This is a genomic window from Vibrio sp. YIC-376, from assembly GCF_052353105.1.
GTDB lineage: Bacteria > Pseudomonadota > Gammaproteobacteria > Enterobacterales > Vibrionaceae > Vibrio.
The window spans coordinates 236725-260689 of record NZ_JBBWFK010000003.1 but is presented as its reverse complement, the minus strand read 5'-3'; the positions used below and the strand labels follow the sequence as shown (position 1 = coordinate 260689).

Genomic DNA, 23965 nt, shown 5'->3' with positions numbered 1-23965 from the left:
ACGTAACAAAATATTTCAGGGCAGGTATTATATACCCAAATAACCTTTAGGTGCGTGGTTATTTAGGTAGTTATCAGATTGATAATAAATTTGCAGGAATAAAGTAAGAGGTTACCGAAGCAACCTCTTTATGAACGAATGGAGTATGATTCCAGTTAGAACCAAGAATCAACGTTGGCGGGCAATCAACCTTCTGAGTTGTTTGGCTGATTGAGTGTCCAGTCACCACCAAGCGATTTGTATAGTGCAATCGTTGCTTGCGCGGTCTGCAGTTTTGCAGCGACGCGATGATCTTGCATCATACGTTGCTGGCGCTGTGCATCTAATACGGACAAGTGGTCAATCAACCCTGCGCGGTAAAGGGATTTCGCCTTACTTACTGCAGTGTCCGTCGCTTTCAATGCATCATTTATGCGACGCTGGTTCTCCTGGCTTCTGCCATAAGCAAATAACGTCGACTCGGTTTCAGACAGTGCAGAATCAACCGTGTGTTGATAAGACAACTTAGCCGAGTCGAAGCGTGCTTGGTTAATCTCTTCAATAGCATCACCACGACCACCATCAAATAGGTTCCAACTTATGCCCGCAGCTCCCATCCAGCCGAAGGAATCGCTGCTGAATAGATCGTCAAAGCTTGAAGCTGATAAGGTTGGTGCACCGGTCAAAAAGAACTTAGGGTACTGGTCGGCAACGCTTGCTGCCAGCTCTTCATTCAGTGCCGCCATTTCACGCTCAGCCAAACGAATGTCTGTACGACGCTTCAACAAATCCGACGGTAAACCCACGGGCACCATATCTTGCATCACTGGCACACCGTGGCTCTGTGCTAAACGACCTTCGACTTTCGTCAATGGTTCCCCAAGTAGGATTGATAAACGATGCTGATGTGCCTGCTGAGCAATTTCCAGTTGCGGAATGATCGATTCCATCGCTGCCAGCGTTGCTTTTGCCTGCGCTAAATCGAGGTCAGAACCGTATCCACTTTGCACCACTTTCTCAACCAGGTTTAACGTGCGTCTTTGGTCGTCTAAGTTTGATTTCGCTAACGCTAAGCGCTCACTTGCGCCTTGGTATTGCAAGTAGTTGTGGATTAAGTCCGCAGTGATCACCGTCGTCAAGCCACTTTGGTAAATCTCTGCCTGTTCAAGACGAATCTGTGCCGCATTCGCTTGACGGTCAATACGGCCAAATAAGTCAACCTCCCAAGTGATTGTTGCACCAGCGAATACCCCGTCATGCTGATTGTCCATCAGAGTGATATTACCAACCTGAGATGGTAAACCGGATACCGAATCGCTCAATGGATTCAGTACCGGACCAAGCGACGAGTCATTCTTACTAAACTGATAGTTCATGTAGCCGGCGCCGAGATTAATGGTTGGAACCTTGAACGACTCCACCATCGTTTTATAGCTGTTGGCCATTTTCACGCGCTCAGCGGCGACTTTCAGTGGAATGTTTTGACTCTGTACATCTTGAACCATCTGGTCCAAGGTTGGGTCTTTAAACTCTGTCCACCAAAATTCGTTTTGTCCTGACTCGGAGCTTAGCCCCGAGTCTTGTACATGAAGATAAGCCTCTGCCATGCTAATAGTGGGCTCTTGGTAGTCCGGCCCTACAGCACAGCCTGTCAAACTTAAAGCCAAAACAATCGGCGCAAGGATGAATTTTTTCATGATGACGCCTCCTCAAGTTCAGCGTTAATTTGTTTTGGCGACTCTTCTTCTGTCTCCTTATTGAAGGCGAGGCGATAAAGTGCTGGCATAACAAACAGTGACAAGACGGTTGCTGCTGCCAAACCACCGATGATGGTTGCAGCCATCTGGTCAAATAGCAGATCCGAGAGCAGTGGAATCATACCCAGAGCCGTGGTTAATGCGCCCATAGAGATTGCCATAGTCCGGTTTACTGTTGCTTCTTTAATTGCGTCGGGCAAACTCCTACCGTTGGCTCTTTCCAGATCAATTTGGTCCATTAATACGATGCCGTTTTTAATGATCATGCCCGTCAGAGTGATCGCACCAATAATAGCCATAAAGCCAAATGGTTTATCGAACCCGAGAAGAGCAAATGCCGCACCTGACGCTGCCAAAGGCAAAGTCGCTAAGATAATGATTGGCTGTTTAAAGCCGTTAAACATTGCCACCAGAATGATCACCATGATTAACATGGCTTTAGGTTGCTGCTTCATGATGTCAGTGACGGATTTGTTCTCATCATAATATTCACCGCCCCATTCCATGCTGTAGCCGGCTGGCAGTTCAATCGCTTCAATTTGGTCTTTAATCGCATTTCTCACGTTTGCCGGCGTTGTATCACGGCTAACTCCTGCCTGAACCGTTATGGTTTTGACGCGGTCACGACGCCAAATCATGCTCTCTTCAGTCACTAACTCGAAGCCATCTGCAACCTGACCAAGCGGAACACTGTTAAAACCAAGTAGCGAGCGTACCGGTAACGTTTCTAGCGAAGCCATATTCTGCGATGTGCCACGTAGCTGGATTGGAATAAGCTCATCATTGAGATTCATTTGACCCAATGGCATACCATCCGAAGCACGTTTCAGTGCGATCGCTACGTCAGCGCGGTTGATACCTGCATGGCGCATTTTGTCCTGGTTGAGAATTGGTTTTAGAACTTTGCTTTCTTGGCGCCAATCGTCGCGGATGTATTTCGCATCTGGGTTAGAAGCAAAGATTGTCTTTGCTTTTGCTGCTAACTGGTGCAATACGGCTTCATCAGGACCTGAAAAGCGAGCTTCTACAGCGAACTTGTCTTTTGTTGCAAGTTTCAGCGCGCGGAAGCGTGGTTCTGCATTTGGAAACTCATTCTTCAACCATTCATCTCCACGAGCAACCAAGTTGCTGATGCCCGGGTAGTCTTTAGTGTTAATCAGTATCTGACCATACGCTGGGTCAAGTGGCTCAGGCTCTATGGTTACCGAGAAGCGAGGCGCACTGGTGCCAACATAACTTGAGATACTTTCTACTTCTGGTTGTGCTACCAACCACTCTTCGACCTTGCGCAAGTCTGCCGAGGTTTGTTCGATTTTCGCTCCGTTTGGCAGCCAGTAATCTAAAAATACAATCGAGCGGTCTGATTGAGGAATAAAGTTCACTGCCACATAAGGTACAGCAAGTGCTGTTATCAGGATGAGCGGTACTAAGGTAGCCAATGCCTTGCGTGGATTATCTACCGTCCAGAACACTAACTTTTTATAGCGGCTAGGTTTTGATTCTTCGTTCTGTGCTCTAGGTTTAACGAACATCCAAACCATCAGTACGGTAAATGTCATAGCCACAATCCATGAAAGTAGTAGCGATGAGGCCATAATGTAGAATACTGAACTCGCAAACTCGGCTGAATCTGTTTTTGAGAACAGTACCGGACTCGCTCCCATAATCGCGATCACCGTTGCGCCCAATAGCGGGATCGCGGTTTCTTTTACTGAATCTATAGCAGCACGGGTGCGTTCAATTCCCTTGTTGAGTTTGACGATCATCATGTCGGTGATAACAATGGCATTATCCACCAGCATACCTAATGCAAGAATGAAGGTACCCAGTGACACCCGGTGCAAATCAATTCCCGCGATATTCATATAACTCAGCGTCAATAAAATCGTTAGGAGCAAGCTGGCACCAACAATGGACGCACTTTTGAAGCCCATGAATACCAGCAGGACCACAAACACGATGCCTACACTTTCAAGTAAGTTACCGACAAAATCATCAATGGACTTGCGAACTTCTTCTGGCTGATAGGCGACTGTTGAAATGTCGACTCCCAGAGGCAGAGCTTGCTGATAGTTAGCAATAATGCCCTGAATCGTGTCACCAAGAGAAACAACGTTAATCCCTTCTACAGGGCTGACTGCCAATGTTACTGCAGGCTCACCGTTGTAGCGGTTTTCTGATAGAGCTGGGGTCTGGTAACCCATTGTGACATCCGCTATATCACCTAAACGAATCAAGCCAGAACCAAGGTCACCGACGCCACCGTTAATAAGGAGGTTACGGATATCATCCAGAGATTGAAACTCGCTGGTTTGCGCGATACGAATGCGCTCCGTGCCAGCGTCAAATTTACCAGCTTCAAAGGTGCTATTTTGTGAGTTCAGTTGGCTCCATACCTGACCAATAGATAAACCGTATTGTGCTAAGCGTTCGTCAGGGATATCAATGTTGACTACGCGGGGTTGCACGCCATGTAGTTCAATTTTCTTGATACCGTCAACGGTTTTAATTTGGCGTTGTAACTCTTCTGCATAGCGACGTAATTCTTCCGGTGCAGCATCTTCACTGTGGATAGAAAAAAGCATGCCATACACTTCAGAGAACTCATCTTGTACGATGCTGATCTGCGCACTGGTCGGCAGTTGCAGTTTAACGTCGTTGACTTTGCGCCTTAATAAGTCCCATTGCTGTGGTAACTCTTGGGAGTTGAGGCTCTCTTTGAGGTCAACAAACACCATCGAGATCCCTGGACGAGACAAAGAACGTAAACGGTCTAGCTCCGCCATTTCCTGTAACTTGGTTTCAACAGTATCGGTAACCTGATGCTCAACCTCTTCTGCTGATGCGCCCGGGTAAAGCGTTACAACGACCGAGGTTTTTACGGTAAAAGAAGGGTCTTCCAGTTTACCCAAGTCGAAATAAGAATATATGCCAGCAATCACGCTCAATACGATGAAGAACACAACGAATTTGCGTTGACGAATGGCGAATTCAGCTAAGTTGATCATGGCTTCTCACCTACAGGGTCTTGATAGTTAGGTTTGGGGTAGTATCCCCTTCATTCAGGTAGTGGCTACCGCTGATTACCACGTAGTCACCTTGTGTAAAGTTGCCAGTTACACAAGCTTGATAAGCGTCGAGAGACTCCAGATTCACTGGCTCCTCGTGCACGATTTCGTTGCGTACCACATTGACGTGTAGGCTGGCCTTTTCACCCAATACGGCGGAATAAGGAAAGCAGTGACTCGATGCTTGTGAGGTGAAGTGGGTATTCACTGTCACCGCTTTACCGTTAAACAAGTCGGCAGAGATAGAATCGACATCTAAAGTCACGGTATAGGTTTGTTTTAGCATGTGTTTCTTAGGCGAAATTTCGCTCACTACAGCGCCGTAATTCTGCTCAGAGCCATACCAGGTTAACGAGGCATTCTGGCCTAAAGAAAACTCTGTAATCATATTCTCAGGAACATCAATATCGACTTCCCAGTTGTTGTCTTGCTGCAAAGTCACAACAGATAACCCTGGAGTGGTTTGTTCAAACTGCTCAACTTTGACTTCGCCGATAACGCCAGCAAATGGTGTACGTAGTTCTGTGTAATTCAGAGCGTCTTTTGCTCGCTGAATGTTCTTTTCAACAACTTTTATTGCTGACACGCTGCGTTCGTAGTTGCTGATCGCACGGTCGAGGTTCACGCTCGCGATAGCATCTTCAGATGTTGCTTGTCTGACACGTCGTAGTTCAGAGCTTGCTAGCTTGTTAGCGGACTTTGCTTCTAACATACGTGCGTTAAGCTCATCCAGTGACACTTGATAGTCATGTGGATCAAGACGAGCGATCACTTGTCCCTTCTCGACATGGTCACCTTTTTTCACTAGTACGCTCGATAAGGTGCCTGGTACACGGAAAGAGAGATCGGCGATCTCTTTTGCTTCTACAATTCCGCTAAAAGATTTGTTCAGCGCAGTGCTGGCGTCAGTGACCTCTACCACTTGAATTGGACGAGATGTGAAGGACTGCTGAAAAGGTTGTTGTGTTTGGTTACAACCAAACAAAGCGAGAGCAACGCTACTTAGGGCTGCTGTTTTAATTAGGTAGTTCATAATATAGCTCCATAATTTTGGGGCTATATTACAGTTGCTGTGCGCTTTAATAATCGCCTGTATGCATGACTCACTGTCACGAAAAGTGAGACAATTAAAATGACTTAAACAAGCTTCGGAATATTTTCACACAAGTGCTCAATAAGGAGACGACTCGCTTGGCTTAGTGTTTTGGGTTGTGGGTAGAGCAGCCAGCCAGTTTCTTTTGTAACGGAATATTCTGACAATATATGCGTGAGCTTACCAGCATCGAGTTCATTTTTGACGAGCAGTTTTGGTACGTAGCTTATGCCACGACCGAGTACCGTTGAACTTTTGATAAAGCCGACGTTATTAGAAATTAACTTCGGTTGTAGTGACACATTTTGCTCTTGAAATCGCCAAATATTATCGACATCGCCACTTGGCCATCGAAAGCAAATGCACTGGTGATCGCTAAGTTCCTCCAACGTGCCGGGAGTACCCCGCTCTCTGAGGTAATTCGGAGAAGCGACCACACAGCGGTCTAACGTCAATATTTTCCGCGCTACAATATCGGCATCAAAAAGCGCCCCACCGTGAAAGGCAATGTCCAAACCTTGTTGGAACATGTCCAAGAAGCCATTATTGATATTGCGAATATCCAAAACGACTTGAGGATTCTGGTCTTGAAAATCAAATAGGATGGGTTGAAGCATTTCATAAGTTTCAGGAAGAAGACCCAGTTTGATTCTGCCACGTACCTCATTACTTTTATTGCTTACGTGTTTATTGGCAGTATCTAACAGCGCAAGAGCCTTCAGAAGTTCTTCGTGGTACGCTTCTCCGTTATTTGTCAAAGACAGACTGCGAGTTGTTCGATGAAACAATTGAGTGCCAAGGTGGCGCTCGAGTTCGCCAATACGTCGACTGACATTAGCGCGCGGAAGATCGAGAGCATGCGCTGCAGCGGTAAAACTGCCTAGTTCAACCACTTTTGTGAACAGTTTTAAATCGTCAACTCTCATTGGAAAACTCCAGTTTTTTGAAGGTGATATTAAGTAGTTACAGTCTAAAGTACCGAAACGAGGGATACAAAACATAAACCCGATTTTGTATTGGATCGCTTTTCATAATCCTGTCGTAGAGGCGTTCGGAAAGTGGTGAGACTTAATAAATATTTTTGTTTTTAAAGATTAATTATTTTTTCTTTTAATTGTTGAATTATTAACTAATTATGCATCGAATCCCAGCGCGTTGCTGGACTGGTTGGAATGCATACCATGAAATTTATCATCAAAGGATTGACGCTGAGTGCACTTGTTCTCAGCATGGTTGCTCATGCAGATAATAAAACATTGAACGTTTATGCATGGGGCGGTTACTTACCGGAAACGTCATTAAAAGCATTTGAAAAACAAGAAGGCGTGACGATTAATTATTCTACTTTTGAGAATAATGAATCAATGTACACCAAGCTAAAGCTACTTAAGGGCTCTGGCTATGACGTTGTTTTTGCTTCTGCATACTTCATTGAAAAAATGGGCAGAGAAGGGCTATTAGCCAAGATCGACCATGCGCAAGTGCCAAACATGCAAGACACCATGCAAGGTTTGCTAGGCCAAGCTCACGACCCTAAAAATGACTACTCGCTACCATACATTTGGGGCGTCACTGGGATCAGCTACAACGCATCCATGGTAGAACAACCAGTCACTAAATGGGCAGACTTATGGGATCCGCGTTATGAGCAACAGGTAATGTTGATTGATGATATTCGCGACGTGTTCGGTATGGCTTTGAAAATGAATGGCCATAGTGTGAACAGCAAAAATGAAGCGGAAATCAAGCAAGCTTATGAATCGCTGGTGGCTTTAAAAAATAACGTACTGCTATACAACTCAGACGCGCCGCAGGTTCCTTATGTGTCCGGAGAAACCTCTGTCGGTATGCAATGGAATGGTAATGCTTACCAAGGTCAGGTTGAAATGCCTGAACTGAAGTTTGTGATGCCAGAAGAAGGTGCGGTGTTATGGATGGATAACTTCACTATCGCTTCAGGCAGTGAAAATAAAGCGCTTGCACACAAGTTTATCAACTTTATGTACCAGCCAGAAAACCAGGCAGAAATCGTAAATAGCTTAGGTTACGCCTCTGCGACGAATGCTGGCCGCAACCTGTTACCAGATGAACTAAAAAATAACCCGACCATTTTCCCTGCGAAAGAAGATATGGAAAAAGGCGAGTTTATTAACGATGTCGGCGCTGAAACGTTAGCGATTTATGATAAGTATTGGCAAAGCCTAAGAGCTCAATAACCGCTACGGCTGCTGTCCAGCGGGCTTGAAAGAGCTTTACACTGATATCCCCTTATCATTTACGTGATGAGGGGATTTTTTATCTCCGAAAGTTAAGCATCTCGCGTCACTAAGCAGAAATGTTTCTTACCGCGCTGGAGCAACCAATATTGGTCGAATAGCGCGAAGCTTAAACTCGGCGTGTCCCCAGAGACTTTTTCGCCGTTGACACTTATGGCGTTGTTCTCAATTAGCTCCCGAGCTATACGTTTTGAACTTGCTAAGCCAGATTCTATAAGTAACGCCACCAAGTCTTGTTGGGTGCTTTTTATTCCTGGTAAGCCGTCTAACTCAAGCTGTTTTAGTTCACATAAACTCAGTTGTTGAACATCACCGCTAAACAGGGCTTGAGTGATACGCTGGGCGCTTGCCAAACCTTCTTCGCCATGTACAAAACGCGTCATTTCTTCGGCAAGAATACGCTGTGCTTGCGGTTTTCCTTTGCTCGTTTTGTCTGCTGTTTCGATGTCAGTAATTTCATCACAGCTAAGGAAAGTGTAGTAACGCAAGAAGTTGTAAACGTCGGCATCTTCTGCGGCTAGCCAGAACTGGTAAAAAGCGTAAGGAGACGTTTTACTTGGATCAAGCCAAATTGCGCCACCTTCGGTTTTACCAAACTTGGTACCATCGGATTTGGTGATCAGAGGTAACGTTAAGCCAAATACCTGCTCACTGTTTTGGCGTCGTGTTAAGTCAATCCCACTGACAATGTTGCCCCATTGATCATTCCCGCCAATTTGTAATCGGCAGCCGTGCTGTCGGTTTAGCTCGGCAAAGTCGTAGGATTGCAAAAGCGCATAGCTAAATTCGGTAAATGAGATCCCTTGATCGGGACGCTGCAGACGCTGTTTCACGGACTCGCGGTTGATCATGGTGTTAATAGAGAAGTGCTTACCCACGTCGCGGAAAAAGTCGATAACGTTGATCTCTTGCATCCAGTCGGCATTGTTTACCATCATCATTGGCTTCGTGAGTTGGCGATTCATCAATTGTTTGATTTGACTGGAGAGGTCACTTACCCAGCCAGCAACGATTTCTTTTGAGTTGAGGTTGCGCTCGGTGGCTTTAAAACTTGGATCGCCTATCATGCCGGTCGCGCCACCAATTAAGGCTATCGCCTGATGACCTGCATCCTGAAAGCGCTTTAACATCATTAACGGTACCAGGTGGCCGATGTGCAGGCTGCCTGCGGTTGGATCAAAGCCGCAATACACCGTTTGTGGTGCTGTTAAAAGAGTTTGAATTTGTTCTAAGTCACTCGCTTGTGAGATCAATCCTCGCGCTTGCAAATCTTTAATCAATGTCATTGTCTTATCTGTCTGAGTTATCGTTGTGTTCAGACTAAAACGTCACACCACTCGCTGATATATCCCTAAAGGGATGGTTTGTTATCTTGAGTGAGTAATGAGGTGATTAAGAAAAAGTTGAAAGAGTTCACCAAGTGAAGAGACATTTAACTGCGCATAAATGCGTTTGCGATGATTTTTGACCGTGCCTTGCACTAGGTTCAGTCGAGATGCGATTTCTTTCGTATCAAACCCTTGTACAAGTAGTGAAGCGACTTCTTGTTCTCTTCGGGTTAACGTATCGCTGCCAAACGTAGTCAACGCGTGTTCAATCACTTCACGTTGGCTGCCAGAATAAGCTTCGGGGTTGAAAGCAGGCTCAGACATCGTAAATTCAGCTTGTCTCCAATGTTTCTGACATAGGGACTGGAGGATCGAAAAGTAAGATTGTAATCGGCTGACTTGGTTCTTTGAGAAACGTTTCCCTTCTTCTAAATAGCCGAAATAGAATATCACCCATGAGTGATCTTCGATTTGGATGAGCATACCGAGTTCATCCTTCCAACCCGTCTGGTGATAAAACTGGTCATAGTAGGTTTGGTAATCCACACCTTTGCGCACCACATCTTTCAACGTGAATATCCCTTGTTGTTTGCTTTGGTTCAATTCCTGAAAAAAGGGATCGTTTTGAAACGAATTAGTGAGATAGCGTTGGAAGAGAAGGTCACGTTCATTCTCAATCGAATCATAAAGATAGATGGGGTGTTTTTTTTCGCGATAACCCAGTATCACCGCGCAATCAAAGTCGAGTAGTGAGCTAATGATACGCATTAGTTTAGGTGTGAAGTTAGGTGAATTTAACGCAGAAATTGCATCAGCAAGTAGCGAATTGATTTGGCTGTCGGGCATACGATATTGGTTTAGATTTGATTTAAGACCAGCATAACGAAAACCGATTCAACGAGAAAGGGGAGTGTCGCCTTTTGCTTGGACGATGCTCCCCTTAGTATCTTCATAGCTCGCTTACTGTGAGTTGGTCAGTTCTTCGTTGACCCAGTATTTAGAACCAGACACGTTGACATCGACTAACAGACCTTTTGAGTTCAACTGGTATACCGCTACACCACTGTTAAAGTGTGCGCTGAGTTCCTCACCCTCTTCACCTGCGAGGGCCGTTGCTTCGCTTGATGCTTCCCAGCCTTCATTAACGAAAGTGTCGAAATCTTTTTGGTTTTCAAACAGCACCACTTGTTGATAAAACTTGCCGCCAGCGCCGAGTGCCAAGCCCATTCCGAACATGTTCATGTAAGTGCGTTTTTCTGTCTGTTTATTTACCGCAACGCCAGAACCTGAATTCGTGTGGAACAGTAAAGACAGCTTGCGTGAATCAAATACTGCGTAGCCATATGCTTGGTCGTAGAGTGCTTTCGCTTCCGGTTTTTCATTGAAGAGTTTGAACATGGTGCTGTCAGCCATCAAATCGACCGCTTGTCGGGCTTCTTCTGGCGTATCGCCTTTCATCAGCTCATCAATTTTTTTATCCGCGATATCAATCCATTCTTTACTTTTTTCAATGCTCGCATCTGTCCATTCCCCAGCCGTGTTCATCGCTTCTTCTGACCAGTTCATGAAATCTTGCCATGCTTGTTTGGAAAAGGTCTTAGTGCTGTCCCAGGCCTCTTGCGCGCCTTCCGCAACCGCGTCACCCAACTCAGACATTTTTTCGGAAATTTTGTCCCAGTCTGCATGGGCTGGAGAGGCAAGTAGCATTAGCGTTGTTAAGATAACGATCGGTTTTTTCATCGACTTCAATCTCTTGCGAAATGGATTTCTTTTCATTCTAGGTGAAAATACGCGCAGGGAAAATTACCGATGTCTCTGGGGCGAGAATATTGTCACGAACTCACGCAATATTGACATAATGGCTTGTTACAGAATAGAAAAAGCCCCCAAACCGAAGCTTGAGGGCTTTAGATTCGATAATTCTAACGCGAATTACTTACTAACTTTACCTAGCTGTAGCCAAGTATCGATAACCGTATCTGGGTTAAGTGATACAGAGCTGATGCCTTGCTCCATCAACCATTCCGCTAAATCTTCATGGTCAGAAGGGCCCTGGCCACAAATACCTACGTATTTACCCGCTTTCGTTGCAGCATCGATTGCCATTTTCAGCATCACTTTAACCGCAGGGTTACGCTCATCAAATAGGTGAGCGACGTCGCCAGAGTCACGGTCCAGACCAAGCGTTAGCTGAGTCATGTCGTTTGAACCGATAGAGAAGCCATCGAAGTACTTTAAGAACTCATCAGCCAGTACTGCGTTTGAAGGCAGTTCACACATCATGATGACTTTCAGACCTTGGTCACCACGGCGTAAATCGAACTTAGCCAACAGGTCGATAACCGACGCAGCTTCGCTTGGAGTACGAACGAATGGGATCATGATCTCTACGTTCTTCAGGCCCATTTCGTTACGAACGCGTTTGATTGCTTGAGTTTCTAGTTCGAAACAGTCTTCAAACACTGGTGAGATGTAACGAGAGGCACCACGGAAGCCTAGCATTGGGTTCTCTTCATGTGGCTCGTATGACTTACCACCAACCAAGTTGCTGTATTCGTTAGACTTAAAGTCAGACATACGAACGATGACGCGTTTTGGCCAGAATGCTGAAGCGATAGTCGCGATGCCTTCTGTTAGCTTACTTACGTAGAAGTCGATAGGATCTTTGTAACCACGAATACGATCTTTGATTTCAGCTTTTAGCTCATCGCTTTGAGCATCAAAGTTCAGTAGCGCTTTCGGGTGAATACCGATCATCTTGTTGATGATGAATTCAAGACGCGCAAGGCCAACACCTTCGTTTGGAATTTGAGCAAAGTCGAACGCGCGATCTGGGTTACCTACGTTCATCATCACTTTAGTCGGTAGTAGTGGTAGCTCGTCTACTGAAGAGCGCTTCACTTCAAAGTCCAGGTTGCCTTGGTAAACGTAACCTGTTTCACCTTCAGCACAAGATACGGTTACTTCGATACCATCAGTCAGTTTGCTTGTTGCATCGCCACAACCAACGATAGCTGGAATACCAAGCTCACGTGCAATGATCGCAGCGTGACAAGTACGGCCGCCACGGTTAGTTACGATTGCAGACGCTTTTTTCATAACTGGTTCCCAATCCGGGTCAGTCATGTCTGTAACCAGTACGTCACCTTCTTGAACCAGTGACATTTGGTCTAGTGAGTCTACTAAGCGTACTTTACCTTTACCGATACGTTGACCGATTGCACGGCCTTCAACCAGCACTTCAGCTTTGTTGTTTAGCTCGTAGCGCTCAATAACGTTCTTCTCATTTTGAGAACATACTGTCTCTGGACGAGCCTGAACGATGTACAGCTTGCCGTCGATGCCATCTTTCGCCCACTCAATGTCCATTGGACGCTGGTAGTGTTTCTCGATGATCATCGCTTGTTTTGCAAGTTCTTTGATTTCTTCGTCATTTAGAGAGAACGTATTACGCTCTTCATCCGACGTATCAATGATGTCTACTTGCTTACCGATTTCTTGGTTAGTTGAGTAGATCATTTTGATCAGTTTAGAGCCGAACGTTTTCTTAACGATAGGGTGCGCGCCAGATTCAAGCAGTGGCTTGTGAACGTAGAATTCGTCCGGGTTTACTGCGCCCTGAACCACCATTTCGCCCAGACCCCAAGATGAAGTAATGAATACTACTTGGTCGAAGCCTGATTCTGTGTCCAGAGTAAACATAACACCTGAAGAAGCTTTGTCTGAACGAACCATACGCTGAATACCCGCTGATAGCGAGATACCACGGTGGTCGAAGCCTTGGTGCACACGGTAAGAGATAGCACGGTCGTTAAATAGAGAAGCGTATACATGCTTAGTCGCTTCGAGTACTGCGTCAATACCTTTCACGTTCAAGAACGTCTCTTGCTGACCAGCAAAGGATGCGTCTGGAAGGTCTTCCGCAGTTGCAGAAGAGCGAACTGCTACTGATAGTTCAGGGTTACCTTCAACCAGTTCTTGATAGTTTTCGCGAATATCTTGTTCAAGATCCGCTGGGAAAGGGGCTTCTAGTACCCATTGACGGATGGTTGCACCTGTCTTACGCAGAGCATCCACATCCTCAACATCCAGTTCATCTAGTAGTTGGTGAATACGCTCATCCAAACCTTCGTGGTCAAGGAATTTATTGAACGCGTATGAGGTTGTCGCAAAGCCATTTGGAACAGAAACGCCAACGTTAGCTAGGTTTGAAACCATTTCGCCAAGAGAAGCGTTTTTACCGCCGACTTTGTCGACATCATTCATGGATAGGCCATTGAACCAGAGGGTGTTCTTTTGCATGTCTTTCTCCAGAAACATTGCAGCTTTTGTAGGGGACTTAAGTCAATCTAAACAAATGCTTACTCGTTATTGCTAGTTAAAATTACTTATAGCGTTGTTATAAATTGTGTAATCAGAATAAACAGTTACCGCAATCTATGTTTCACTATGAGCGACTCTTCCTGCACAATTTTCGACCATTTACTTGTTCAGGTTGATATCAAAGGCAAACGATTACATTCCGGCTAAAAAAAACTCAAAGAATTTTCAAAGCTGTGGGGAACCTAACTGGAAGCCAAGTTGATTTATTAATATTATGTTTACCATCCTACTCAAAATATTTTGAAATATTAAACAAAAATGCAAACAAATACCCAAAGTCGTGATGTATTCTATGTTTCTGATGGTACGGCAATAACATGTGAGACATTAGGCCATGTTGTCCTAGGTCAATTTTCGTTCATTCCTAATGAAAAAACTTTTCCTTTCGTTGAAACTCCAGACAAAGCTTTAGACGTAATCAAAGAAATTGAAAGTTCTCACCAACGCAATGGCGTCAAACCCTTGGTGTTTTTCTCAATAGTGGTTCCTCAGGTACGAGAAATGCTGTTGGCGGCACCGGCTTTCAGCTATGACGTGCTTGAAAGTATTGTGCAAAAAGTTCAGGACGATATTCAGATGGCGCCTACACCGAAGTTGCAGCGCTCTCGCAGTGTGGGTAAAGACTCTGACACCTACTTCGATCGTATTGCCGCTATTGAATACACACTAGCTCATGATGATGGCATCACGTTAAAAGGTTTAGAGCAGGCCGACATCATATTGCTTGGTGTATCGCGTAGTGGCAAAACTCCAACCAGTTTATACATGGCGATGCAGTTTGGCTTACGAGTGGTGAACTACCCGTTTATTGCCGAAGATGTAAAAATGCTTCGCTTGTTGCCAGAGTTTGAAATACATCGTCATAAGCTTTTTGGTTTGACGATCACTGCGGAGCGTTTGAATGAAATCCGCGAAAATCGCTTATCGGGAAGTGAATACGCCAGTGAAGAGCAGTGCAAATTGGAGTTGAATACGGTCGAAGCCTTGTTCAGAAGGGAAGCGATTCCATACATCAATACGTCGTCGCTCTCCGTTGAGGAAATCTCGACACGCATTCTTGAAAGGGCAGGGATGAAGCGCCGGTTATTCTAAAGGGAAAACTGCTTTAAACCGATACGGCATTCAGTCGGTTTTCAAAATAAAAAAAAGCGGCTTTACCCCGGAAAAGATAAAAGCCGCTGCCAAAAGATGTGGGCCGCCAACGTTGGTTGGTAGCCATTCACACCTTAACGCATAATCATTTGTTCGCGACCTGGACCAACAGACACCATTTTCACTGGTACGCCCATCAGCTCTTCGATACGCAGTACGTATTTCTGTGCCGCAACTGGTAGCTCTTCAAACTTACGACAGCCAGTGATGTCTTCGCTCCAGCTTTCCATCTTTTCATAGATAGGTGCTAGTGCTGCTGTTTGAGGCCAGATTGGGTTTTCACTGTGATCGCCTTCATAGCCAACACAGATTTTTAGATCATTAAGACCAGTCAGACAGTCTACTTTGGTCAGTGCGATTTCAGTCGCTGCTTGTAGCTCAACACCATTTTTGGTTGCTACTGCGTCGAAGTAACCCATGTCACGTGGACGACCTGTTGTCGCTCCGAACTCACCTGCAAGTTCACGGAATGCATCTTGCTCTTCCATTGCCGTGATCAGCGTGCCTGTACCTACAGACGAGCTGAATGCTTTCGCAACCGCAATCACACGCTCTGGACGAAGGGCAGGAAGACCACTACCGATACCAGCGTACATAGAGACTACATTCGAAGAAGTTGTCCATGGGTATTCACCGTAAACCAGGTCACGGCCAGCGCCAAGTTGCGCTTCGAATAGCAGTGTTTTGCCTTCTGACTGCAGTGCTTTAAGAGGAAGTGTTACGTTGCAGATAGCATCACGCCATGGTGCAGACACTTCTAATAGCCAGTTCGCCATCTCTTCAGCGGTTTGTTCGAATTCAAACGTTGGGTAAAGAGCACGAAGTTGTGGAAGTTTCCAATCCATCCAGAATTTGATGCGTTCAACTAGAACTTCTGGCTGTTTTAGCCAACCAACTAGGATGCCTTTTTTCATCACACGGTCACCGTACGCAGGTGCAATACCCTGACGAGTTGAACCATATGCTTTGTCGCCTAAGCGTTGTTCTTCTAGCGTATCTTCTAGTGCATGTAGAGGTAGGCATAGTGTTGCGCGATCAGAGATGCAAAGCTTCACGTTTACGCCTGCTTCTTCAACTTCCGCAATCTCCTGAGACAACGACGCTGGGCTGATAACCATACCCGGACCTAATACTGCCAAGCAGTCAGGGTTGAATACGCCACTTGGAAGCTGGTGTAGCTTAAACGTACCCAGGTCGTTAACTACGGTGTGACCCGCGTTGTTACCACCTTGGAAACGAATGCTCGCAGAAGCTTGCTCTGCCAAAAAGTCAACGATGCGGCCTTTGCCTTCATCACCCCAGTTTGCACCCACAACAACGATAGACGACATAATTTGTACTCCAATAACAGACCGAAAAATCTTATGTTGTTCGCCATAATAAGAGAAATTAATTATACTCATCGACTTGATAAGAGTCTCATATCGGAAGGCGAGTTATGTTGGATTTGAATTGGCTGAGAACATTTGTCACTTTGGCGGACGTAAAGCATTTTGGGAAAACAGCAACAGAGCTGCACATGACTCAGCCGAATGTGAGCCTGCACATAAAGCAGCTTGAACAAGCAACTCGTACCAAGTTAATTGAGCGAAACCCAGTCCAACTAACTCAAGCCGGAAAGCGATTATTAGATACGGCGCAACGTATGTTGAACGAGCTACAGATTTGTCAGTCGGATCTCAATGCGATTAACGATCTTACTCAGGGCACTCTTTCTATTGCAGCCAGCGATATTGTCTCGCGCTTGTTACTCATAAAACCGTTTCAGCAGTTTAAAAGTGAGTATCCGGGTATCGACTTAGCTCTGTTCAACACCACCTCGTCTCAAGCGGTAGATTTAGTTAAGCGAGCTCGTGCAGACATTGGCTTTGTAATCGCGCAGAAAGAGAGCCAGCCCCTTCATTTTACGCCTCTTACTCAAATTCATTGGTGTGCTTTTGGCGACAATATTTTTGATTGGCAAGAGAACAAACAAGAAAGCCAGACACTGATTCTGCTGGGGCACGATACGCGTACCCGTGAATTGATTGATGCCTCTTTACCAGAACTGAATCTGCCAAAGCACAGAGTAATGGAAGTAGGCAGTGTGGAAGCGCAAATCGACTGGGCAGAAGCCGGTTTCGGTACCGCGATTGTTCCGGACTTTTCAATCGATCCAAGACTTAAATTATCCAGAGAAGTGACGCCTTTGCCGAGTTTCCCCAACACGGATTTCGGCTTCATTGTGCGTCAAAATCAGGTGTTATCCAAAGCGGCCAAACAATTGCTGACCTGGGTTGGAGAGAATGTTTCCGTGGTGGGCTGAACCTGGCTAGGAGTCAGTTAGCTGGTCATAGCTTGGAATTCAGCTGTGTGATTGGTGAAGTCGTTGCCGATTTTATACATGAATCACGAATGCTGTGTAGATAGTTGAACAATGCCGCAAACGCAGTTGCGGCATTGTTTTTTTACACTGTAAATGCTCTGAAAACGCGAGTGCTAATCCCCGTCACGGTAGCGTTGTTCCACTTCATCCTGAGCTTCAAACTCTTGATGAATAACTTCAGTGACTTCTTTGCTGGTGTAGCTGACTGTCGTGGGTAACGAGTAGTTTGGTACGTCATCGTAGCTGAATACTGAGTAGTATTTGGCGAGGTTGGCGTTGCCAAAGCGATCGTAAGTGAAATCGTCTTTACCGGCGTAAAGTTTTACACCATCCAGTGAGTTTCTGGGTGGGTGGAAGCTGTTACGTACGACATAGCTGCCAACCCAAACTGGGTGATCCGGGTTATCCCAAGTGAGTTTGACAACGCCATTTTCCACATTGGCTTGCAGATTGGTTGGTGCGGCTAATGCTTCTTTACGTCGTTCGACATAGGTGAGCATCAGTGTTGGGGTGACTGATTCATCATTAACCTGAGTTTTCCACGTCACACGGCTATCCATGGTGTCGGATTCTGACGTAGGGATGATGATCAGACGAATTGAACGCCCCTGGTCGTGCAAGTCTTCAACATATTGACGCGCTGAGCTATCAAATAGGAAGGTCTGGCGTGGGTTACGGTTGAGATCTTGTGAACTCACTTCGTAGCCTACGTATTCCAATTGAGAAAAATCTTGTGGCAAATCATCAAGCTCAGTCTCACTGTCCACCAGAGCCACACTAAAGCGCATCGAGTGATTCAAGCCATGCGAGCTCTCCATATCAAGGATGATGGCTGCTTCGGTGATCACCAGCTCTTTTGGATTGGTTAGTTGCGGTAGCTCAAACACCATTTGACCAATTTCAGCGTTACCATGGCTGTCATAGCCAGTAGTAAGTCGATTATCGATCAATTCACTGTGTTGGAAGGTTTGGCATTGAGCCGCAGACAACTGGAGCGTGGTGGTTTTACGTCGGTAAATCACATACAAGCTTGGGCGATAGTGAATACCACCGCCAAAGCGGCCATATCCAATATCAAATTGCATCATTTGAGAGTCATTACCGAGGGGTAATTTATCAGGGCCTTGAATGCGCAGTAGCAAACGCCCACGTTTTAACTGCTCTTCAAGGATGCGCTTTTCTATCGCACTAAATTGCCAACTATGCCAAATGCCTTGTGTTAAACGATCGGAATCTATGGTCTCTCCCAAGGTTTGGATTGGAGTGGCTTGGTGAATTTGCTCAAAGTTGCTGATGTCGGTGATGTCAGCAGGGTTGAGGATTGACACCGACCACTCGCCATAATTTTCAATTTTAGCGCCAACGCGGTTCATTGGGTAAAGTGAAAACTCAGCCAAACTAATATGCGAGTCTTCCGACAAGCGGCTGAGATCATAATCGATCACGCCATAGCAAATGCCTTTGGTGCTATTTACGCCAACAAACAGAGAATTATGACCAAAATGTTCGCTATTGCTCTTGGTGAGCTCGCCAACATAGCCTATTTTTTCTGGTGTCGGGAACAACGTAAAGGAACAATCGGCTTTATCCAGCGGCGTTTTGATGCGGATTTCTGGCGCAAAAGGGGAGGCAATGTTCTTGAACTTATCTACGCGGCGCAGGTAATAAAAATATCGCTTACCAGCTTTAAGTTGCTTATCGGTGAATTCGGTTTGCGAAGTGATAGCAATCAGATTTTCTTTGGTACAAGAAGCTTTTGGGTTTTCACTTCGGTAAACCTGATAGTGACAACCGCCGTCACTATCATCCGCTTCTTGCCACACTAATTCTGCTTGGGTGGCATCGACGCGTTTTACCGAAAAATACTCGGGTCTTTTCGGAGCTAGATCCGAATAATTAATCGTGCTGCGCAAGGCATAAAGTAGCGCAGGGATGTTTTCATCCACACTTTGCGACATGTTGATCAGGTAATCTGGGATATTACGGCTGCCCACTTCCACCACCGTCGCAAGAATGCCACGGCTGTAATACCACTCGCGTCCGCTTCCGTGGATTAAGTTGGCTGGTGGCTTACCTCGGTGGATACCATATTGGCGCTTGGTAACCTTATAGATCTCCTGCGCCATATTGGCACACAACACATTAAGATCGGTGCCTTCAATTTCGGCCTCGTGGTGAAACTTATGCGCTGGGAAAAACACGTTACCTTGTGAATGGTAATCGAGCGCGATGCAGATATTGTCATGCTGCTCGACAAAATGTTTGATCGCGCGGGTTTCTGGCTCTGAAAACGCTTCTGGACCACCATAAATATTAGAGCTGGTTTGACTGGTATGGCGGAAATTCACCCCAAAGTTACGGTTTAAATCCACGCCAAAAGTGCCGTCACCATTGTCACGGCGATTTTTGCGCCAGAAAGAAAAGTGTTTATGCGAATACTCAAACCCATCAGGATTGAGGCAAGGCACCATATACAAGGTATTGCGACTTAATGCCTCAATTACATCTGGATTGGTTTGGTGGTTATCCAGCAAGTATTGGATAAAGCTAACAGCCAACTCATTTCCTATCCATTCTCGTGCATGGATGGTACCCGTGTAGAGCAGTGCCGGCTTGAGGTTAGCATAGGCCACATTTTGAGAAATGGTGGCCAGTAGGATTGGCCGTCCCTCATGGGTCTCCCCAATACTTTCGAGACGGATCAAATCCGGGTGCTTCGCCATCGCTTGCTCGAGAAACTTTTGGGTTTGCTCATAGCAAAGGTATTGTTTTTTCATTCGTTTACCTCTGCTCAAGCCAATGCTTTGCAGTGTAAATTCCAGTGCAGACTAATCGCATCGCATTTTTTCTGCTTAATCCCTGGGACTGTCATCAACAGATTTGGGGCAGAATTTAGCGCGGTTAAGGTTTGCTCAACGCCCAGATGAGTGATGATTTTGTTCGCTTGATCTAAGCCTATGCCTTTAATACTAGTGAAAAACGTTACCAATTGTGCTTGATTCATTGCACCAATAGGCTTTCGCTCTGATGAATTAAGTAAGTGTTCACTTGCACTTTGCGCTTCTGAATCAAGGCTGTCTAAGCTTTCAATACCAGTATCAATCGCTTCAAGGCGAGATTGCTCACACATCTGCGGTGCGGATGGAGCGATTAACTGATGAGCGAGTAAGCCCTGTCGATTCCAGACTTCACTTGGCCACTCTTCGCCATTTTCTTGGTATGTGCGAACAAGTGGATAAGCTGAGTTGTGTGGCGCGTATTCGCCTGTATCGGTAGAAATACTGGTTTCACCAAAGCTTAGATGGCGCATAGTGCGGAGCAAAGATGAATGAATTTTCCCCAACTCTTCCCAGTTCCGATGCGCGAAATACGGCTTTTTAAAGCACTCTGGTGCCAATAACCACATCAGATATTGACCGATCCAGTCACGGATGTAAGGGAAAGCAGCAAATGCACTGGCACATTCTAAAATGGTGTAATCATCATCCATGCTGACTGCGATATCACACGCCCAATACTCAGCATTGGCTGCTTTAGATGCCTTCACTGCAAGGTCGAGTACCTTTTCTGGTACGGCTTGGTAATCCATGCTGCCGCCCTGGCTGGTATTGGTGAGCCATTCTCCTTCCGGTGGACGGCGCCAAAACGCACACACTGGTTGGTGGCCCACTAACATTACGCGAATGTCGGCTTTCATTGGTACAAAGTCTTGAATATAAGCGGGATAATATTGCTTTTGCGCAAACAGGCGTAAAGCTTCGGCTTCTGAGTCCACTTTGTGCACAAAATAGCCACCATAATTGGAAGGACCATATGAGCGCTTCACAATTTTGGGATAAGTGGTATGGCTTAAATAATCCAGTGCTTCATCGACTTGATAAAAGATTTCAGTACGCGGGATCGGCAGGGAATGTTTATGACAAAAGTGAGTGACATTCTCTTTCGATTTATTACAAAACTGGCTGTCGAGTGACGGCACAAATTGCACTTCAGGCAAGGCGCGGCTGATCTCACGGAAGGTTTCGTACGCGGTGGCAGGGATATTGCCGACCAGTACGTCGATCTTTTTGCGTTTGATTTCATCAATAAAGCGCTGCTTGTCATTTCCCCAATGATAAACAACTTGTTCAATTTTATCGGGCCAACCTTTGAAGTTTGAACGATCAAAAAAGCGTAATACGTGATCTAGATAGAGCAAGCCAAGCTTGGGGCGAGTGGAGCCATGAGATGTCATAATGAGATTTCTACCTGCTGAGTGTTAGAGTGATTTGCATTTAAATGAATGAAGCTGGTATCTAAAGTTGCCGCGATAGACTGACTTTGGGTCGGATTAACGTTGCGTTCAATCAGATCCACGATGTAGTTGATTTTTGTATCATTGAAATTCAGGCCGAAGGCTTCTTGATCTGGTGTAGCAAAAGCAGGAATACCGTTGACTTCAATAACGACATAACGTTGTTTTTCAATGTCATAAATAATATCAACGCCAGCGACTTCGAGTCCGGTTACGAATGCAGCTTGTTGAGCGAGTCCAACCACTTCTGGCAAAGGTTCACGTAGGATGACATGGCCACCGCTGGAAATATTGGTTTTCCAGCTACCTGCGGCTGCTTTGCGGCCGTAGCAGGCGACAAATTTACCATCAACAATATCAACGCGATAATCAGAAAAATCGTTTTGAATGACACGTTCAAGATAAAACTGATGACTAGGGTGAGTTTTTAAAAACGGCGCCAGCAGATCAATGTCTCGCGCTTGTTCGAGCTTGATGATGCCATTGCCACCCCAACCATCAACGGGTTTACAAATGGCTTGGCCGCCCCATGCGATTAACTGATCTCGAATCTGATCAACGTTGTCGCGGTTACATACGACGTAATCGGTCGTGTTCACCCCCGCTTGCTTAAGTTTATGAGCGGTACGGAATTTGTCTTCCGTCAATGCAAACGACGTGTAGTTGTTGATCATCGGCATCATGCTGTCGATCGTTTGGTAGAGGTAAACCTGGTAGGGAGTTTGTTCTCCAGCGTTGTAAGAGAAAAACAGTTCCAGTTCAGACAGATCCTTGCCTTGACAGAAAACGGTTCCGTCTTTGGCGCTCGCTTGCGCAAGGTTCAGACCACAAACAGACTCGATTTCGCGTTCGCGCAGTTGATCCACCATTTTTTGCTGAATTTGGCTACCACCGCTATTTTCATACATCCAAATGCCAACTTGTTTCCGTGTCATGTATAGCTCCGTTATTTGATATTTCCCTTCATATTTGAGCCAGTTGAGCTCGCTATTTCGGGGTGGGATTTATGTTAATTGTTTGTTTCTTCTGCTTTGCTTATTAATGCCTTTGTCACAATAGGGCTATATGTTTACATCCTTTCATTGAATATTTATTACACATTAATCGAATGTTATAGGCTCTGGACAAGCTATAACTTCTAGACACATGGAAGGTCGTTTACGCATGTTTGACTTTGGTGATTTGAAGCAATTGGTAGAAATAAACTCCTGGACACATAACAAATCCGGAGTAGATCAGACAGGCCAACTTATGGAACAGTGGCTGGGAGAATTGGGGTTTGGTTGTGAGCGCTATCAGCGTCAACATATTGGGGATCATTTGCTACTTAGTACTAATAGTAGCGAAAATGCACCAAAATTGTTGTTATTAGGCCATTTAGATACGGTTTTCGCACCAGGGACGTTCGAAGGTTTTAGTCAAGATCAATCTTGGGTCTACGGCCCTGGTGTGTGTGACATGAAAGGTGGAAACTTTGTTGCTCTGCAAGCTCTGCGCAGTGTGTTTGCACAGAGAGGGGAGATCAGCAATGTTGACTTTCTGCTCGTCAGTGATGAAGAGATAGGCAGTGATGACAGCCGTGAATTGACTAAAGCACTTTCGACTAATTATGCAGCGTGTATTGATTTTGAAGCGGCAGGTGAGAACCACGAAGTGGTGATTGGTCGCAAAGGCGTGGCGACTTACCATATTGATCTAATCGGTAAAGCTGCCCATGCGGGTAATTGCTACGCACAGGGATGTGACGCAAACCTTGCCGCAGCTAAGATGATGATTACGCTAAGTGAATTAACTGATTTAGCTGCAGGTACTACGGTAAATGTCGGTAAAATTGAAGGCGGTATTGGCGCTAATACCATCTCGCCACAAGCCCACCTTACGGTAGAGGCTAGATTTACTTCGCTTGAAGAGCAATTGCGTGTACTTGAAAGTATTGAAAGCATAGTTCAGCATCCTCAAGTGAACGGCGTGAAAACTGAACTCAGCGGGGGCCTGCAGCGCGATGTCATGTCTCCAACTGCTGCTCAAGCTGAGTTTCTGGCACAGATTGAAGCTGCGCTGGGGTATTCGTTACTGACCGAGCAGCGTGGTGGGGTGAGTGATGCTAATGTCGTCGCTGGAATGGGCGTTGCTACTTTAGATGGCTTTGGCCCGTTTGGCGATGGCGATCATACTCACCATGAGCGTGCATTAAAAACGAGCTTTACTCGCCGCATTGATGAAGTGACAAAAATCCTCACGCTTTATAGTGTGTGAGAATTAAATTTACG

Annotated in this window: 16 protein-coding genes; 4 read left to right on the top strand and 12 right to left on the bottom strand. The window is 45.6% G+C overall.

Annotation, left to right across the window (positions count from 1 at the left end; genetic code table 11):
* Nucleotides 1-185 precede the first annotated feature (185 nt).
* The 4 genes from WJM94_RS08175 to WJM94_RS08160 all read right to left on the bottom strand — a co-directional run bounded on the left by WJM94_RS08175 (nucleotide 186) and on the right by WJM94_RS08160 (nucleotide 6823).
* Nucleotides 186-1676 (bottom strand): efflux transporter outer membrane subunit, encoded by a 1491-nt coding sequence (locus WJM94_RS08175; RefSeq protein ID WP_444493754.1) that lies wholly within the window; start codon nucleotides 1674-1676, stop codon nucleotides 186-188.
* Nucleotides 1673-4744, bottom strand: coding sequence for an efflux RND transporter permease subunit (locus WJM94_RS08170; RefSeq protein ID WP_444493753.1), 3072 nt, complete (start codon nucleotides 4742-4744; stop codon nucleotides 1673-1675). Before WJM94_RS08170 ends, WJM94_RS08175 begins: the two co-directional genes overlap by 4 nt.
* A 10-nt stretch (nucleotides 4745-4754) precedes the next feature.
* A complete protein-coding gene (locus WJM94_RS08165; RefSeq protein ID WP_444493752.1) occupies nucleotides 4755-5837 on the bottom strand; it encodes an efflux RND transporter periplasmic adaptor subunit in 1083 nt (360 codons plus the stop codon).
* 104 nt (nucleotides 5838-5941) lie between these two features.
* Nucleotides 5942-6823, bottom strand: a complete 882-nt coding sequence (locus tag WJM94_RS08160) for a LysR family transcriptional regulator (RefSeq protein ID WP_444493751.1) — start codon at nucleotides 6821-6823, stop codon at nucleotides 5942-5944.
* A gap of 255 nt (nucleotides 6824-7078) precedes the next feature.
* Between WJM94_RS08160 and WJM94_RS08155 the strand changes: the two genes are divergently transcribed.
* Nucleotides 7079-8113: an ABC transporter substrate-binding protein gene (locus tag WJM94_RS08155; RefSeq protein WP_444493750.1), complete on the top strand. Its 1035-nt coding sequence runs from the start codon at nucleotides 7079-7081 to the stop codon at nucleotides 8111-8113.
* Nucleotides 8114-8205: 92 nt separating this feature from the next.
* Here WJM94_RS08155 and tyrS read toward each other — a convergent pair whose 3' ends face one another.
* The 4 genes from tyrS to ppsA all read right to left on the bottom strand — a co-directional run bounded on the left by tyrS (nucleotide 8206) and on the right by ppsA (nucleotide 13803).
* A complete protein-coding gene (tyrS, locus tag WJM94_RS08150) occupies nucleotides 8206-9459 on the bottom strand; it encodes a tyrosine--tRNA ligase (RefSeq protein WP_444493749.1) in 1254 nt (417 codons plus the stop codon).
* A gap of 81 nt (nucleotides 9460-9540) precedes the next feature.
* The gene (locus tag WJM94_RS08145) at nucleotides 9541-10347 is read right to left on the bottom strand and encodes a LuxR C-terminal-related transcriptional regulator (RefSeq protein WP_444493748.1); all 807 of its coding nucleotides are present in this window, start codon (nucleotides 10345-10347) and stop codon (nucleotides 9541-9543) included.
* A 114-nt stretch (nucleotides 10348-10461) separates the two neighbouring features.
* Complete coding sequence (locus WJM94_RS08140; RefSeq protein ID WP_444493747.1) at nucleotides 10462-11241, bottom strand: YSC84-related protein; 780 nt, start codon at nucleotides 11239-11241, stop codon at nucleotides 10462-10464.
* A gap of 192 nt (nucleotides 11242-11433) precedes the next feature.
* The gene (gene ppsA / locus WJM94_RS08135; RefSeq protein WP_444493746.1) at nucleotides 11434-13803 is read right to left on the bottom strand and encodes a phosphoenolpyruvate synthase; all 2370 of its coding nucleotides are present in this window, start codon (nucleotides 13801-13803) and stop codon (nucleotides 11434-11436) included.
* A 339-nt stretch (nucleotides 13804-14142) separates the two neighbouring features.
* Here ppsA and ppsR point away from each other — a divergent pair, with 339 nt between their 5' ends.
* A complete protein-coding gene (gene ppsR, locus WJM94_RS08130) occupies nucleotides 14143-14976 on the top strand; it encodes a posphoenolpyruvate synthetase regulatory kinase/phosphorylase PpsR (protein WP_444493745.1) in 834 nt (277 codons plus the stop codon).
* 134 nt (nucleotides 14977-15110) lie between these two features.
* Here the strand turns inward: ppsR and WJM94_RS08125 are convergent, their stop codons facing one another.
* Nucleotides 15111-16367: an adenylosuccinate synthase gene (locus WJM94_RS08125; RefSeq protein WP_444493744.1), complete on the bottom strand. Its 1257-nt coding sequence runs from the start codon at nucleotides 16365-16367 to the stop codon at nucleotides 15111-15113.
* Between the two features lie 107 nt (nucleotides 16368-16474).
* Between WJM94_RS08125 and WJM94_RS08120 the strand changes: the two genes are divergently transcribed.
* Nucleotides 16475-17341 (top strand): LysR family transcriptional regulator, encoded by an 867-nt coding sequence (locus WJM94_RS08120; RefSeq protein WP_444493743.1) that lies wholly within the window; start codon nucleotides 16475-16477, stop codon nucleotides 17339-17341.
* A 173-nt stretch (nucleotides 17342-17514) separates the two neighbouring features.
* Here WJM94_RS08120 and WJM94_RS08115 read toward each other — a convergent pair whose 3' ends face one another.
* From WJM94_RS08115 to WJM94_RS08105, 3 genes are read right to left on the bottom strand one after another with little or no spacing between them, the layout of a single operon-like run.
* Nucleotides 17515-20178, bottom strand: a complete 2664-nt coding sequence (locus WJM94_RS08115) for a M14 family zinc carboxypeptidase (protein WP_444493742.1) — start codon at nucleotides 20176-20178, stop codon at nucleotides 17515-17517.
* A gap of 14 nt (nucleotides 20179-20192) precedes the next feature.
* Nucleotides 20193-21635, bottom strand: coding sequence for an ATP-grasp domain-containing protein (locus tag WJM94_RS08110; protein WP_444493741.1), 1443 nt, complete (start codon nucleotides 21633-21635; stop codon nucleotides 20193-20195).
* Nucleotides 21632-22630: an ATP-grasp domain-containing protein gene (locus WJM94_RS08105; RefSeq protein WP_444493740.1), complete on the bottom strand. Its 999-nt coding sequence runs from the start codon at nucleotides 22628-22630 to the stop codon at nucleotides 21632-21634. The genes WJM94_RS08110 and WJM94_RS08105 overlap by 4 nt, the downstream gene beginning before the upstream one ends.
* Before the next feature lie 316 nt (nucleotides 22631-22946).
* Here WJM94_RS08105 and WJM94_RS08100 point away from each other — a divergent pair, with 316 nt between their 5' ends.
* Nucleotides 22947-23951, top strand: a complete 1005-nt coding sequence (locus WJM94_RS08100; protein ID WP_444493739.1) for a M20 family metallopeptidase — start codon at nucleotides 22947-22949, stop codon at nucleotides 23949-23951.
* Nucleotides 23952-23965: the final 14 nt, after the last annotated feature.

Excerpts from the sequence above, each read along its gene's own strand:
- WJM94_RS08100 (WP_444493739.1), top strand. The coding sequence starts at position 22,947 with ATGGAACAGTGGCTGGGAGAATTGGGGTTTGGTTGTGAGCGCTATCAG.
- WJM94_RS08155 (WP_444493750.1), top strand. The coding sequence starts at position 7,079 with ATGAAATTTATCATCAAAGGATTGACGCTGAGTGCACTTGTTCTCAGC.
- WJM94_RS08110 (WP_444493741.1), bottom strand. The coding sequence starts at position 21,635 with ATGACATCTCATGGCTCCACTCGCCCCAAGCTTGGCTTGCTCTATCTA.
- WJM94_RS08165 (WP_444493752.1), bottom strand. The coding sequence starts at position 5,837 with ATGAACTACCTAATTAAAACAGCAGCCCTAAGTAGCGTTGCTCTCGCT.
- WJM94_RS08125 (WP_444493744.1), bottom strand. The coding sequence starts at position 16,367 with ATGTCGTCTATCGTTGTTGTGGGTGCAAACTGGGGTGATGAAGGCAAA.
- ppsR (WP_444493745.1), top strand. The coding sequence starts at position 14,143 with ATGCAAACAAATACCCAAAGTCGTGATGTATTCTATGTTTCTGATGGT.
- ppsA (WP_444493746.1), bottom strand. The coding sequence starts at position 13,803 with ATGCAAAAGAACACCCTCTGGTTCAATGGCCTATCCATGAATGATGTC.
- WJM94_RS08170 (WP_444493753.1), bottom strand. The coding sequence starts at position 4,744 with ATGATCAACTTAGCTGAATTCGCCATTCGTCAACGCAAATTCGTTGTG.
- WJM94_RS08140 (WP_444493747.1), bottom strand. The coding sequence starts at position 11,241 with ATGAAAAAACCGATCGTTATCTTAACAACGCTAATGCTACTTGCCTCT.
- tyrS (WP_444493749.1), bottom strand. The coding sequence starts at position 9,459 with ATGACATTGATTAAAGATTTGCAAGCGCGAGGATTGATCTCACAAGCG.
- WJM94_RS08115 (WP_444493742.1), bottom strand. The coding sequence starts at position 20,178 with ATGAAAAAACAATACCTTTGCTATGAGCAAACCCAAAAGTTTCTCGAG.
- WJM94_RS08175 (WP_444493754.1), bottom strand. The coding sequence starts at position 1,676 with ATGAAAAAATTCATCCTTGCGCCGATTGTTTTGGCTTTAAGTTTGACA.
- WJM94_RS08105 (WP_444493740.1), bottom strand. The coding sequence starts at position 22,630 with ATGACACGGAAACAAGTTGGCATTTGGATGTATGAAAATAGCGGTGGT.
- WJM94_RS08120 (WP_444493743.1), top strand. The coding sequence starts at position 16,475 with ATGTTGGATTTGAATTGGCTGAGAACATTTGTCACTTTGGCGGACGTA.
- WJM94_RS08160 (WP_444493751.1), bottom strand. The coding sequence starts at position 6,823 with ATGAGAGTTGACGATTTAAAACTGTTCACAAAAGTGGTTGAACTAGGC.
- WJM94_RS08145 (WP_444493748.1), bottom strand. The coding sequence starts at position 10,347 with ATGCCCGACAGCCAAATCAATTCGCTACTTGCTGATGCAATTTCTGCG.